Genomic DNA, 14,663 nt, shown 5'->3' with positions numbered 1-14,663 from the left:
GTATATTTATCTTTGTAAACCAACCTCTTCAAGAACGTCATTTAAAGAGATTAATGGGCGTGCTCCCGCAGCAATTAGCTCGTTGGTTCCCCGACTATTTTCGTTAAAAATACTCCCGGGCACCGCTAAAACGTTGCGATTTTCCCCTAAAGCTAGGCTGGCAGTAATTAAACTGCCTGATTTTTGTTTCGCTTCGATAATACAAGTGGCCTGAGCTAAGCCAGCAATAATCCGATTGCGTTCCACAAAGTGATGACGTAGCGGTCGCACTCCCTGAGCATACTCACTGAGCAGCAGCCCGGTTTGTTGGACCTGGTCTTGTAAAATCGCGTTTTGCTTAGGATAAGTAACGTCTAAGCCGTTACCAATTACCGCAATTGTTTTCCCGGCTCCGTCCACGGTAGCTTGGTGAGTCATCGCATCAACACCACGCGCCAAACCGCTAACGGTAACTAACTGGTGCTCAAGCAACCCTGGAACCAGTTTTTTAACCGTCACCATTCCGTAACGGGTCATGTTTCGAGCACCGACAATCGCAACCATTCGCGGTTCTTGGAGTAAATCTAGTCGGCCCCGGTAAAACAATACGGTGGGCGGACAATAAATCTCACGTAAAAGGTCGGGATATGCTGGATCCGCAATCGTTAGGATTCCCCCGTTTTGCTCATTTTCATGAATCTTACGCTTTAATTCCGAACTATGCAAATAGTTAACTAAATCACTTCGCTGTTCGTCGGCAATTAACGGGCTTGTATGTACCCATTCAGATAACGATGGCTCTAGCTGGTCGCAGACCGCTTGATAAATTTGAGATTGCTTTTTAATGCCAAAAGTAGTGCCGATTTTAATGCGAATTAAAAAATCACGAAGTTCCATTCTTTCACCTCGAATGTACAATACGTGATTTTAATAAATAATATTTTATTGTCGAACAAATTCCGGAACCGGTTCAAAAGTTAACCGATGTAGCGGGGTAACTCCCAATTCCTTTAACCCTTCCAGATGCTGCTTAGTGCCGTAACCCACGTTTTGGTCGAAGCCATAGCCGGGATAAATTTTATTGTACGAGCGCATGAGGTGGTCCCGGTAGACTTTGGCCACAATTGAAGCTGCCGCAATGCTAATACTCTTAGCATCCCCTTTATACATCACCGTCTTAGGGATGCTTGTAGGAACCTGAACTGCATCAATTAACAAGTGTTCCGGCGTTACGTTTAAATGGCTAATCGCGTCGTTCATCGCCGCTTTGGTGGCGTTCAAAATTCCCATTTGATCAATTTGCTGGTTAGAACGCACCCCGATACCAACGCTAACTGCTTCAGATAGAATTTGGGCGTACAGAGATTCCCTAAGCTTTAAGGACAACTGTTTGGAGTCGTTAACTTCTACTAAATCAAAACGGTCGTCTAAGACCACTGCTGCCGTCACCACTGGTCCAGCTAAACATCCGCGGCCTACTTCATCAATCCCAGCCACAAACTGTTTGCCGGACTGCCATAACTCATTTTCCAAGGAAAACCGCTTTTGAAAGGCGAGGCGTTGTTCAGCCACTTTTTGGAGCGCCTTTTCCTTTTGCCGTAATAGTTTTTGCACTCCGGCACGGCTATCGTCAGCTAGAGCCAAAAAGTAAGGATCATTAACGTCTTGAACGGTTACTAAGCGTTCCTTAATTTCTTTAATCGTCGCCACGGTCGTTAAGCTCCTCTACAAAATCTAAGTTAAAACGACCTAATTTACCCTTCCGAGCATCCAACAAGATTCGTTGGCTAGCACGATCATAGTCGTCTCGCATTCCTAACTTCTGGGTGATTAACAGTAAAAGTTCTGGCAAAGGCTGATCAAAGTCTTCATCCGTTAAATGATACCGCTCCATTAAACCGTTACGGTATTTGTCACTAAAAATCTGCAAGCCAAATAATGCCACATCATCATTGGCGTAGAGGTTGTCCTTAATTGCCCCAGTAAATGCTAGCTTACTGCCAACCGACTGGTCTTCAAACTTCGGCCATAAAATTCCGGGGGTATCTAATAGGTACAAACCTTGCCGTGATTTAAGCCATTGTTGTTTTTTAGTAACGCCAGGACGGTCCCCAGTAATGGCAACTTTTTTGTTAACCAGATGATTTAGTAAGGTCGATTTTCCTACATTAGGAATTCCGATACACATCGATTTAATCTCAGTTTTCTTAATTCCTCGACTTTCCCAGTTTTCAAGCTTATCTACTAGAATTGCGCGGGTATGTTTTAAGATGATTTTTTCCGTTGAAGGCTCTTTAGAGTTCAACGCCACGGCATGGTCGCCATTTTTGCGGAAGTACTCCAACCACCGTTGGGTCTCTTGAGGATCGGCCAAGTCCGCCTTGGTTAAAATTAATAAATGCGGCTTATCTTTAATAACCGACTCAATCATTGGATTGCGTGACGAAACTGGGATCCGCGCGTCGACCAGTTCGAAAACAACGTCAACGAGCTTTAATTTTTCTTCAACTTGCCGAATGGCTTTGGCCATGTGGCCCGGATACCATTGTATAATAGGCATATTTTCTAACTCCTTTTATATCAAGGCTTTAAACACCTTGTTTGTTTAAAATTAAGCTAATCCACTTAAACTTGCTGATTAGCATTGCTTAAATTAGTAAAACGTTATTATATCAGCTACTTTTACCACGCTTAAAAACATTAATACGGTCACTGTATAATAGGTATATTTTCTAACCCCTTTTATATCAAGGTACTGAACCCTAATTTTCATTCAATATCTTTGAAAATTGGGCAAATTTATTTAAAAAAATAAACTAACTCTTTAATGGATCCATGAGTCATCGGATTGATAATAATTTTTTTAGCATCAAGTACTTATGTTACCTAATTTATTCAAATTTTCAAATCTGAATATCCATTAAGGATGTATTAATTGAAATTGGGCAAATTCAAAATCTAGTAATCGCCAAATCAATTTTACCATCTTCAAAGCTGTTTGCTACCACATCTTGAGTAGCCGTATCGTTTCTAATAACAAGCATTGGGCAAATTAAGCAAGTCGAAAAGAAGCTGTTTACACGATGTTCAATGTTTAATTAGCAGTTAACTAATTTTTACTAGCCCTTAATAAAATAAAAAACAGAAATCAATTCCTCGAAAATTTGGTTTCTGTTTTTGTGTGCATCAAATCTATTCATAAAGATCCATACATACACTAGGACAAACAAAAAGAGAACCAAACTCGTTCTCTTTCACTCGTAAAATTGATTTTTTTCTATCTCAAACGGTTTTTATCACCAAATTCATCCTTCATTGCCATACAAAATACGTAAATGGAAAAGAATAACATTACGAAAAATGATCCAACTACAAAATCTGCGCTTTCCTTAAGTGGTGTAAACGAAGTCATTACTAACATTAATGAGTTAGCAATTATCCAAACAATATACAGCCTTTTAGTTCGTTTCGTTAGGTTTGCCTTTTTTAATTTCATGATGAATCACTCTTTTTACTTCACACATGCTAACTATTCCAACATTTCTTAATTCACAAAGCCCCTTTTAACAATTGTTATTGAAACTTCTATTAGGTTCAAATATTCACTGAATTCTGAATTTTAAAATTTGTCATTTATCCTACCCATACTTATATAGTACATTCTTGAATTAAAAACCGTTCCTACTTTTCCGCTTTAATTGTAATCTTTCTTCATGCGTTTGCAAGCGTTTTTTAGGCGTGAATATAAAGTTTTACCCTTTAGAAAAAATACCCAACATTTAGTTAGAAGTATATTTTAAATCACTAAAAATAACTCCCGGCCTATTTTTAGTTATCCAACATTTCTAATATTTTTTGATTGACGTTTTGCGCTGTCAACATAGCATTTTCATCAGATATAACTTCTAATGATCTATTAGCACATCCAATAACTGTAGCAACTAAATCTAAATTTAAGAATTCGCAAATATATCTAAATCTCTGAATTATTACCTTTCCCTTGTCTAACGGGGTATCCCCACCTACAATCACTAAAACTATTTTTTTATGGGAAATTTTTGCTTTAAAATCTGGATCTATGTGTAAGGTTTCTGAAATTCTTTCAATAAAACGAGATAACCTTGATGAGACATCGTACCAATATATGGGGCTCGATAAAACAACTAAATCAGCTTTAACGAATAAGTCAATAATTTTGTAATAGTCGTCTGACGTTTTCTGCCAGATTTTATGTTCTCTTTTATCTAGAACATCATCAACTGAATAATTCAACAAATTTATTTCATCAAATTTGAGATTTTTTAGCACTTTCTTGCCTAAACACTCTGAGTTTGAATTTACCCTTCCAGATGAACTATCAACAGGAGCTTCATATTTTCTACCTCATATTTCTAATTGCTTGGGCACTTTTTTATTGTGTAATAAATAGTGCTTTCGCTTTAAGTTTAGGATTATTGTACAATGGCAGAAATACTTGAAACTTTTTTGTAAAGGATCCTGTCATTTATGGAGGCATTTTATGACCCATGGAGAACTGATTAGAAAACTTAGAAAAGAACGTGGAATGACTCAAACACAGCTGTCCAGTGGTATTTCAAGTCGAGCGACGCTTTCTGCGTTTGAAAATAATTCGACTCATGTTGCCAGCAATATTCTTTTTGCTTATATAGAAAGATTGAACGTCACTGCTCAGGAATATACCTTTTATTTGAATAATAATGTTACCCCTGAAAAAGAGATGTTATCTCAGTACTTTTTTAACGAGGTAATTAAAAAGCATGATGTAGAAATTCTTGCAAGAATAAACGACTTCCACAAACATTATGAGAATTCACACGATTTTTATTTTTGTTGCTTGTCAATCGAACTAAAACTTTTTCTAAATAAAAAACATGATCAAAATGATAATGTTTTTTATTTAGAATTTATAGTAAAAATATACTAAAAGATTGCAACTGTTATAAAATCTAATAGATTCTTATTGATCTTACTCCAACAGTAGCACCTTCATTACAATCAGTAAAAGTTATTTTTACGTATCGAGCATTATCATTCAAACTAGCTGTAACTGTTAAATCGTCCTGTGTACTAACAGTTGAATTAACAACTTTGTGATATACAACATCATCACTAGATATATCTACGTTATAGTAATAAACCCCTTTACTTAGGGTGTCGATTTCTAGAGACGTTAAATATTTTTCTTCTCCTAAATTTATTTTCAACCAATGTCCACCATCATTGTCAGAAGCCTTCCATACTTTATCTAGATTTTTATCTATTGCATTATTGGGATCATAATCACTCCCCTTTTGACTATCTGCAAAGCTTTTGCATCCTAAAGCCAAATTGTTTTTTTCAGGTGTTTCTCCGTCTTTATAGAAAAAAATTTCAAGCTGTTTTTTATCTATCTCAGATAAAGGATGAAATTCATCTGACTGTAAATAACAATTCACAGATTTTTTAAAGGCTTTAACCGCGGGCGTATCCTTCGTCATATTTAATGTATTGATCAAAATATTTCCTTTACCAAATTTAAATTCCGCTAAAACAAAATTTTTTCTATTATTGAAAAAATTCGGTATCACTTGAACCAACGGCTGGAAATTTTCAATCGTATCAGGATATTTAATTGAAAAAGCACCTGTCAATAAATCTTTCCACTGAAAATTAGTATAAACTATCCGTAGGAAATAATTCGAATAACGGACAATTTAAGTCAATATGAGCACCACAACTATCTTTAGACATAAAGTGCACTGGGCTCCAAAATACCGAAAAGAAAGTCGTTTTTTCAGCATTTTTAATAAACCTTGATTTTGGTTCTAATAGTAAGTTCTCTCCATTGTAAACCCTTCTCATTATTTCATCATCAATATAATTAGATTGAATGAAGTATTTATTATACTTCTTATCAAGTGATTTATAGCACCATAAATTCCAACTATTTTCGTAAGTTTCATCGTCAAACCTAATCTTCATTTCTAAGACTAGCTGTTCGCTTTTACTAATTTTATCTCCTACCGTAAAGCTTTGTATTTCTTTTACATTGTTTAACCCCGTTGAAATGTTTTTTATGTTACAATTTTTTTCTATCAGTACTTTTCCTTCTCTATTTTTCAAAGACCAATAAAAATCTACTTTCTTTATATCTTTTAAATAATTTGCTACTTTAGGCAGAAAAGAAAATAATTCATTTGAATAAAAATTCCTTTTTTTAAAAATAGCCAACGGAACTATTGTATTGTTAAATTGCTTAAATTCATCTGCATTTGTTATATTTTTATCTTCCCAAAAAGAGTCCAACATACCAACTGTAGCAGTGCTTTGTCCTGTAAAATCATTTAAACCTAAAAGTTGAAAACCACCCATTCTATCGGTTCCTAAAGCCGCTTCTACTTCAGACTTATACAATTCAAATGCCAAACGACCCGAATCATGAGTAAATACTTCAGCCTCCTCAACCATATTCTTTTTAATTAAATCATCTTTGATAGCCTCAAAATTAACCGGTAATAAATTACCGTTGTACTTTGATATTTCTTGAATCCTAGGATAAATACTATACTGTCCCACTTCGTGTGAAATGATAGGAATATCCCTTTGCTTTATAGCATCATTAAAATTAACATTGGTACCGTTTGATAACTCATCTAAATAATATTGTCCTCTGACTGGTTTCTTTTCAACTGTCTGGGCTATAAAGAAGTCTTCCTCTGGATAAACACTCCGATCCCAATTGGATGTACAAGTATACAATATAGATTTATTCATCGTCTTTAGCTTTTTAACTATATTACGTAAAATGGTATTGTCACCACGTAACTCATTACCACAACTAAAAAAGCAAAATGATGGATGATCTCCATATTCATCAACAATTTGGGCGCTTTCTCTTTCAAAAAATGTATAATGATCCGGCTTATCTCCAAGCACAAATGGCATATAATCATCCAGCCAAATTGGTCCTTCAACTTGAAGATATAATCCTAATTGATCTGCCGCATCAAATGCTGCTTCCGGTGGACACCAGGAATGATATCTAACATGATTAAAACCATAGGACTTAATTTTAGTTAATATTTTTTTCCAACTGTCGATATCCATTGGTGGATAACCAGTTTTAGGAAAAATACAACAATCTACAGTACCTCGTAAGAAAACTGGATTATTATTTAATAACATCTGTCCCCTATTATTAGTAAATTTTCTAAAACCAATGGATTTTGAAAAATTCAAAACATTAGTTCCAGCATGATTTTCTATTGAAATTTTAACTTTGTATAAATGAGGATTGTTTTCATCCCAATAATTTATAGAGTTCAATTTGAATTTTTCGTTAAGCACATCTTTTTTCTTTAATGAATACACAGCACTATCTATTAATTTTGTTTCATCATAAATATTAATATTTAATTTATACTGCTCACTTGTATCCATAAATTCTAAATCTGCATTCAAAACTATTGATTCACCATCGAAATCAGCAAACACATTGATTTTTTCTTCTTTTAAAACGCTTTCAACAATGTGCATTTTCCCGATAGCGCCATTCCATATAGTTTGTGTTTCTTCTGTATAGGCACTTGGTGCTGTTCCTATTTCATGGATATCTCTATTATCAATACATAATGTTATTTCCATCGAAGGAGCCGTAAACTCTGTAATGTCAAACACATGACTTGTGCTTAACGAGTCACATGTCCCAATAAAATTACCGTTAATCCATAAACTAGACTGCCACATAATCCTTTCAAATATTATTTTATAAACTTTTCTTTCATCAAAACCATCCAATTTTATCCTTTTTTTAAACCAAATTTTACCTATATAACTATAACGACTTCGAAGCATATGCACATTTTCTTTAGATAGTTTCCCATCGTAAACATACGAAGATCCAATATTATTATCCGTATTACTTCCAGGAAAAGTGAATTCTCCATCTTCATTAAATCCTTGATACCAATGATTTTTACTTCCCGTATCATCACTATCTAGTTTATAGGACCAGCTTCCACTTATATCATACATTTTCATTTCTCCTTTAAAGTTTATTTTTTAAATCGTTTTTTAATGCTAATCTATCACTTAGTTCTTTCACAATTTTTTCATGCCTTTCTTCAGTTAAAGTTACTTTAAAATAATAAATACAAATAGAAACCATCATTAACAGTGCTGGAGCTAAAAAAGCTAATAAATTAAACATTCTAATGCCATGTTCCGTAATTGAAGATGCAGTGGCCGCCCCTGTCATACCTGCTGTTACCGCAATAAACCCCACCAATCCATTCGATAGCGCTCCAGAAAACTTATCCAACAGAGGCCTAATGGCCAATATAACTGCTTCATTTCTAACTCCTATTTTTAGTTGACCATATTCTACAGAATCAGTGATTGTCATTAACGAAGCTAAAAAAACTAAAGGTTGTGGAAAATAAAACTAATCCGATGATGACTAGTATTAAACTATTTCACCGGATATAAAAAATAAATAAGATAATAACATTAATGTAATTCCTAGGATAAAAACCCATCTTCTACTGATTAATTTAGATATGAATGGATAGAGCGGTATAATTACAAAACCCAATGTCCCTGCAATAAACCCAACTACCCAAAATGCGTCGGGTTTATTTAAAATAAATTTAAAATAGTAAAATAATACTGAAGTTGTAGCGACATTGGCAATTCCATAAATCACATAAGCGATTGACATCCATAAGAGTTGATCATTTGTAACAAGCGCTTGAATAATTTGTTTAATCCCATGGTGATCATTATTTTGTCTTAATAAACTCGTATTTTCTTCAGTAAACAATGCTGTCGTGATTGATGTGATTCCTGCGATAAATGCTGCAACTACAGCAAACAAGAACCAACCTTCAGCACCTTGTGTATGTTTACCAGTTACCAAATATGTAAAGAATGTTGTTACTGAAACCACGGTAATGTTTACAACATTTCCTCCAATAGAAGCACCAAAATTACCTAATGTAACGATTTTGTCTCGCTCACGTGAATCCGTACTCAATGCCGGAACCATCCCCCAAAAAGCGATGTCTTTAAATGAATAAAAACAATCCATTAAAAAGAACACAATTGCAAATACTATAATAAATAAAATTTCATTACGTTTTGCTAATCCACCAAAGTCGGTAAATAAACAAATTAACAAAATGGAACTAACCAAGCCACCTACCGTGATCCATGGTTTGAATTTTCCATACTTAGTATGGGTATTGTCAATGATTCCACCAATTAGCGGGTCAAAAAATACCTCTACAATACGCATAACTACAATCACACTTGTGACTACACTAACTAATTTTGATGAAGTAACTTTATCAACGTTTTGAAACATACCAGTTGTAACAAAAACAATAAAATATGTGCTGAGTACAACGTAAAATACTGAATGACCAAATCCACCTACAGCATATGCAATTCTTTGTTTCAAATTAATCACCTCAAATTTTGGTTTAAAAATAGCCTCCTTTATACAAATTCATAATAAATTGAAAGCGCTAACATAAACATGGAATATTAACCTTAAAAAATGAACAATTGTCCACAAAGGCCATTTATTTTAAATTTTTATAAAATTTATTGATAATAATCTAAAATTCATTGAACCCGCTACCAATCGGTTGCTAAAAAATCTACCTCTACTAACTTTTTGAGATATCTATTTCTTTTCTCAAATCAGATAAACTATTTTTTTCTCTACTATTAAATAGACAAACCTTATACAAACCGACTAAAAATGCCACTACCAGTTAGATCAACGTCCTATAATTTTTTGAATTACTAGACGGATGATATTTTTTTAGTTTTATGCTTGACTTGAAAGATTTACATATAAAAAAGCCATCTTAATTCTATTGATGAATCAAGATAACTTTGTTTATGACTTTAAATACTATCTATCCTCTTAAGTAACTTTCTTTCTAGGACTATGACTTCAAATTAATTCAATCTAAAAGTGAGCTACTTATTTTTTCCTTAATTAAATAATGAAATCAAATTAAATTTATAAATTGGAGTTAGTTTGATTTCATTAATATTAGCAACTTCCCCTTCATTTTCTTCCGATCTAGCCGCCATAGGGGAATCACTCTTAACATAATGGTCTTTACGGATTGGAGATATTGTTAGATTAACAACTGTGTCCTTTGTTTCCGGAACATTATGTTTCAATCCGATATCCCAAACTCTACCATTTGAATAATCGTCGTTAATTAGCTTATCCTCATAAAATGCGTACCCTATATCACCTTCATAATCAACTTCAAGTAGGCAATCTTTAATCCTAGAAGAATCCAAAGGCGTGGTATCTATATGAATAGACATTTTTTTATCATTAACTTTGACAACTTTATAACCAAAATTAACTTTTTCAACTTCCATTTCATACGTTTCAGTTAATTTGTCTTCGTCTACTTTAACCATATTTTTAATGATTTCTGGATCTTTTAATGCCTTGAAAATTGTTAATTTAACATTACTATCGTTAGATTCCATTTTCAAGTTGTTACCATCTGCTAATAATGGGCTTGCTGACAAAGCAATATTATCTTTTCCAGCAAAGTTAAATTTCCAAAAATCTAAACTTTGTTGACTAGTCATAACATAAACATTAACTTTTTTACCATTTGCAGATTTCATCTTATAATTGGTAAGTTCCCCTTTTACTGGGCGAATAACAATATGATCACCATATGATTCAATATCTTCCGAGTCAATGTTATCAATTGTTGTTGAATCTAGTGCCAATTCCGGCTCCATTCCTCTTGGTTGATAGAAGAAGTAATATGATTCGCCTTTACTTTCTACTTTAGTAATTAGCTGAACCGTTGCTGTTTTTATAAGAATCCCATCCATATCAAAGTTAAATGGCAAAATGCAACTCTCTTCATTCTTAAGACCAAATGTTCCACTAAATGGAACTCTCAAACTTTCGTTATCTAACTCTAAATTGATAACTTCATGTTCCTTATCAGTTCCTTTGATATGATCTTGGTAATTATTAAGAAAAATAAATCCTTTACCATCTTTTTGACGAACTGAGTATCTCAAGGTTTTATCATCAGTCGGGTCTATATCTTGCGCCCCTTCTGGTAGTACTGTTTCCATTGGACAAAAATCATCTTGAAAATCCTTAAAAAAATAATGTTGGCGTTTTAAACGATAGTAAGATTCTCGAGGCTGTCCAAATTGTCCCAATACCGCTTGATAATCATAATTAATTTTGGGAGTAGCAGCTTCATTCAAGTATGGGGTTTTAATACCACGTGGATTTGATCCACCATGGTAAACATAGTAGCCAACAAAATTACATCCACTTGCCACTTTAACATTAGTCATAGCATCCACACTTTGATAAGGTAGCTTAAACCGATAACTATAAAATACGGTCATACCACCGCCCATTTCACATGCTGCATATGGTACCTCTTTCGGATTATAGGTTGGATCAAAATTATAAGTTGGGTACCGATAATCCCTATATATATATTCAGGTGTTGCTGGATGTTCTTTAACATTTTTATCGTAAAAAATCCATGGCCAAAACGCATAGCCACCCCCTAAAGGTAAAACTGTATCAGTTTCAGCGACTGCGCCGCCCCAAGCTGTCCCAGTATATATCGGTACATTCATACCAACCTTCTTTGTCAACCTCAACAAAGATTTAATATGCTCATTTCCACCATGACCTGCCGGAATCCATTCATCACTTGTTCCTGTAGTTATCTCCCAAGAGGCTCCAGCGTGTTGGAATTCATTTTCTAACTGGATTCCAATAATAGGTCCACCATTCTCAAAAAATAATCCATGTACTTGTTTTCCAATTTCTTCATATAATTTTTCTACATAATGTAGATATAGTTTATCATTGGATCGAACTTCTAGGGGCTCTCCATATAACCAATCTGGATATCCACCGTTTCTAACTTCGCCGTGGTCCCAAGGTCCAATTCTTAAAATGACATCCAAGCCATGCTTCTTACATAGCTTAACAAACCTGCGCAAGTCTTTATTTCCAGACCATATAAATTGATCTTTAACCTCCTCATGATGATTCCAAATCACGTAAGTTGGTACAATATTAATCCCTCCCATTTTCATTTTTATTAATTCGTCTTCCCATTCATCGCAGTTATATCTACTAAAATGAAATTCTCCACAAATACCAAAGAAAGGATGTCCATCACGAACCATATAGTGATTGGTAAAACTAAATTCATTTCCATTGGGGTCGACACCGTGCAGTTGTGGCAATGCTTCATGAACGTTATTTTTTATACCCTTTAAATTAATAACATTTTCAATTTCCATCTTATTCTCCTTTTAAGTTAATATCTTTAATTATCATTAACTGACCCTTCCGCAAAAGAGTTACCAAAGTTAAGTGCTTTTTTGTCACTGGTAAGTAGGAATGATGATAGAATTGTACAAATTCCAGCAGTAATTCCAATTATCATATAGGTGGTTGAAAATCCAATGGTTGCATACATTACTCCAAACAAAGGTGCCAACATAACTGACATAGCGGAGCTTGTAAACATACAACCCAAATATACCGAGGAAGATAATCTCAAATCAAAATTTAAAGCAATATATTTAAATTGTGCAACCAAAAATAGTGGTTTTTCAAATGAGTGAATGCATTTCATAATGCCGATCCAAAGTGGTCCAAATTGCAAAGAAGACCCAAAAATTCGAACCGACATAATTATACCCGCTAATAATAATGTTCTTTTGGCACCTAATCTTTTACAAATAAAAGGAGCAACCGCCAAGAACAGCGCCTCGAAAATTGTCTGTATCGAACCTAAATCACCAAACCACTTATTACCAATAGCCGCTGATTTAAATTGAGATACAAAATATGTAGCAAATTGTTGATCATACACATCATAAATACAACCGACGCCTATCATAAAAAGTAATAAAATTAAAAAGCGTACATTTTTAACCAAACTAAAGGTATCCTTCAATTTGACTGATTCTGCTTTTTCAATTTCTATTTCGCTAAGTTTAATTTTAGTTAAAGACAAGGCTAAAATAGCAACTACAGCGGCACCAGAAGCTAATAAAAAGTTAATATTAGGTGAAATATTAATAGCGCGACCGGCCACAAAAGTAGCTACAGCCCATCCTAATGAACCCCACATACGGCAACGACCGTATTCAAAACCATATTTGCGTGAAATCTTGTCCATGAATGAATCAATAGCACCATACCCAGCATTAAAAATCATACCCAAATACAGCCCACCTAAAATTGCTCCTAACCAAAATGTATGACGTAGAAGTGGCCCGTACAAATAAATAAAAAATGGTCCAATTGGTAAAACAAGAATTAGAATTCCAAATAATAAACCCTTTCGCAAACCAATTTTATCTGAAACAAAACCAAAAATCGGTTGCATAACGAGGGCCATTAAAGAATTAGCCGAGTAAAGAATACCTGTTTGAGCACTCCCTATTCCTTCAGATTGCCCCAACCAGATAACAAAGAAAGACATTGCTGCCGACCAAGCAAACAAGTAAAAAAAGCTAACAACACTAATCGCAATAAAATTTCGATTACGATCCTGGATTTTATTCGTAAGTTCTACACCCAAAACAGTCACCACCATTTCCACAAAATAAAAGCACTTTCCGAATACATAAACATTATGTATTGAAAGCGCTAACAAAGACATAGACGATCAACCTTAAAAAATGGATAATTGACCACTAATTGCTATAATTGCTTATTATGTTTTTTTCTAAACTCCCTTGGAGCTTTTCCGATACTTTTCTTAAATATTCTTGAAAAATAGTAAGGATCTTCATAACCTAATCTGGAAGCCACTTGTGAAACAGCCAAATTAGTATCTTGTAGGTAATAGCTAGCTTGTTTCATTTTAATATCTAAAATAAACTCGTTAACACTTTTTCCAACGGTCTGTCTAAAAATACGACTTAAGTAACTTTTTGAAATATCTAACTCTTTTGTCAGAGTTGATAAGCTAACTTTTTCATCTATATGATCATAGATAAATTTTACTGCTCTAGTTATATACTCATTTCCCATCGTATATGATCCCTTAGGCAATACTGAATGAAGCGATATATACGCTAAAGTCATTCCTAAAACTTGAGAAGTGTAAAACACAGATTGATATGAAAATCCATTCGAAAGCGATTTTATCATTTGCCAAAATTGTGACATAATCAACTGTGTTTCGTCACTTTCAAGTTTGTTAATTACCAAAAATCCGTCACCTTGGAGCGCTTCTTGTGGTATATATTCTTCAATTGCATCCCCTGCAAAATGCACCCAAAATATATCCCAAGGACTTCCATCACTCGAAAAGTATGTATGCTCTTTATTAGGTGGTAACAACGCTATCTGTCCGCTTTCTATATTCCAAGTCTTATTCGAAGAACGAATCGTTCCTTTCCCATAAGTACAAAAAATTAAAATCCATTCCTTCGCCCCATTATCACGATGGACAAAATGGAACTTAGCTTTGGGATAAAAACCTAAATCCGTTATATATAACTGTTTTACAATGTCAGAAAACGTGAAATTATTTAATACTTCAGACGGCAAAACATATAAATACTCATTCTCAAAACCATGCAATTTTTTCATAATCCCACCCCTAAATTTTTAATAATTTTATTAT

The 14,663-nt window shown here is 34.1% G+C and carries 10 protein-coding genes and 1 pseudogene; 1 reads left to right on the top strand and 10 read right to left on the bottom strand.

What is annotated here, in order from left to right:
- Positions 1 to 6: 6 nt before the first annotated feature.
- The 4 genes from dprA to I6H64_RS03520 form a co-directional block, all read right to left on the bottom strand.
- Complete coding sequence (dprA, locus tag I6H64_RS03535) at positions 7 to 876, bottom strand: DNA-processing protein DprA (protein ID WP_008840963.1); 870 nt, start codon at positions 874 to 876, stop codon at positions 7 to 9.
- Positions 877 to 921: 45 nt separating this feature from the next.
- The gene (locus I6H64_RS03530; protein WP_008840964.1) at positions 922 to 1,689 is read right to left on the bottom strand and encodes a ribonuclease HII; all 768 of its coding nucleotides are present in this window, start codon (positions 1,687 to 1,689) and stop codon (positions 922 to 924) included.
- A complete protein-coding gene (ylqF, locus tag I6H64_RS03525) occupies positions 1,676 to 2,539 on the bottom strand; it encodes a ribosome biogenesis GTPase YlqF (RefSeq protein WP_036685048.1) in 864 nt (287 codons plus the stop codon). The genes I6H64_RS03530 and ylqF overlap by 14 nt, the downstream gene beginning before the upstream one ends.
- Before the next feature lie 1,268 nt (positions 2,540 to 3,807).
- Positions 3,808 to 4,287, bottom strand: coding sequence for a flavodoxin family protein (locus I6H64_RS03520; RefSeq protein WP_008840966.1), 480 nt, complete (start codon positions 4,285 to 4,287; stop codon positions 3,808 to 3,810).
- A gap of 211 nt (positions 4,288 to 4,498) precedes the next feature.
- Here I6H64_RS03520 and I6H64_RS03515 point away from each other — a divergent pair, with 211 nt between their 5' ends.
- The gene (locus I6H64_RS03515; protein WP_056984984.1) at positions 4,499 to 4,924 is read left to right on the top strand and encodes a helix-turn-helix domain-containing protein; all 426 of its coding nucleotides are present in this window, start codon (positions 4,499 to 4,501) and stop codon (positions 4,922 to 4,924) included.
- Between the two features lie 22 nt (positions 4,925 to 4,946).
- Here the strand turns inward: I6H64_RS03515 and I6H64_RS03510 are convergent, their stop codons facing one another.
- The 6 genes and pseudogenes from I6H64_RS03510 to I6H64_RS03485 form a co-directional block, all read right to left on the bottom strand.
- The gene (locus I6H64_RS03510; protein WP_056984981.1) at positions 4,947 to 5,630 is read right to left on the bottom strand and encodes a discoidin domain-containing protein; all 684 of its coding nucleotides are present in this window, start codon (positions 5,628 to 5,630) and stop codon (positions 4,947 to 4,949) included.
- A gap of 19 nt (positions 5,631 to 5,649) precedes the next feature.
- Positions 5,650 to 8,013, bottom strand: coding sequence for a glycoside hydrolase family 2 protein (locus tag I6H64_RS03505; protein WP_036685054.1), 2,364 nt, complete (start codon positions 8,011 to 8,013; stop codon positions 5,650 to 5,652).
- A gap of 13 nt (positions 8,014 to 8,026) precedes the next feature.
- Positions 8,027 to 9,448 (bottom strand): annotated as a pseudogene (locus I6H64_RS03500) (glycoside-pentoside-hexuronide (GPH):cation symporter).
- A gap of 536 nt (positions 9,449 to 9,984) precedes the next feature.
- On the bottom strand, positions 9,985 to 12,318 hold the full coding sequence (locus tag I6H64_RS03495) for a beta-galactosidase (RefSeq protein WP_008840972.1): 2,334 nt from the start codon (positions 12,316 to 12,318) through the stop codon (positions 9,985 to 9,987).
- Positions 12,319 to 12,344: 26 nt separating this feature from the next.
- Positions 12,345 to 13,691, bottom strand: a complete 1,347-nt coding sequence (locus tag I6H64_RS03490) for an oligosaccharide MFS transporter (RefSeq protein ID WP_201781100.1) — start codon at positions 13,689 to 13,691, stop codon at positions 12,345 to 12,347.
- A gap of 41 nt (positions 13,692 to 13,732) precedes the next feature.
- Positions 13,733 to 14,629, bottom strand: coding sequence for a helix-turn-helix domain-containing protein (locus I6H64_RS03485; protein ID WP_008840974.1), 897 nt, complete (start codon positions 14,627 to 14,629; stop codon positions 13,733 to 13,735).
- Between the last annotated feature and the right edge of the window lie 34 nt (positions 14,630 to 14,663).

The sequence above is a fragment of the Pediococcus acidilactici genome, from assembly GCF_016127815.1.
GTDB lineage: Bacteria > Bacillota > Bacilli > Lactobacillales > Lactobacillaceae > Pediococcus > Pediococcus acidilactici.
Note: the sequence above shows the minus strand (reverse complement) of the source record. Positions and strands in the feature narration are given on the sequence as shown.

What these genes read in the sequence shown, in the direction of transcription:
- I6H64_RS03515 (WP_056984984.1), top strand. Translation starts at nt 4,499, where the DNA reads ATGACCCATGGAGAACTGATTAGAAAACTTAGAAAAGAACGTGGAATG.
- I6H64_RS03505 (WP_036685054.1), bottom strand. Translation starts at nt 8,013, where the DNA reads ATGTATGATATAAGTGGAAGCTGGTCCTATAAACTAGATAGTGATGAT.
- ylqF (WP_036685048.1), bottom strand. Translation starts at nt 2,539, where the DNA reads ATGCCTATTATACAATGGTATCCGGGCCACATGGCCAAAGCCATTCGG.
- I6H64_RS03495 (WP_008840972.1), bottom strand. Translation starts at nt 12,318, where the DNA reads ATGGAAATTGAAAATGTTATTAATTTAAAGGGTATAAAAAATAACGTT.
- dprA (WP_008840963.1), bottom strand. Translation starts at nt 876, where the DNA reads ATGGAACTTCGTGATTTTTTAATTCGCATTAAAATCGGCACTACTTTT.
- I6H64_RS03485 (WP_008840974.1), bottom strand. Translation starts at nt 14,629, where the DNA reads ATGAAAAAATTGCATGGTTTTGAGAATGAGTATTTATATGTTTTGCCG.
- I6H64_RS03490 (WP_201781100.1), bottom strand. Translation starts at nt 13,691, where the DNA reads ATGTCTTTGTTAGCGCTTTCAATACATAATGTTTATGTATTCGGAAAG.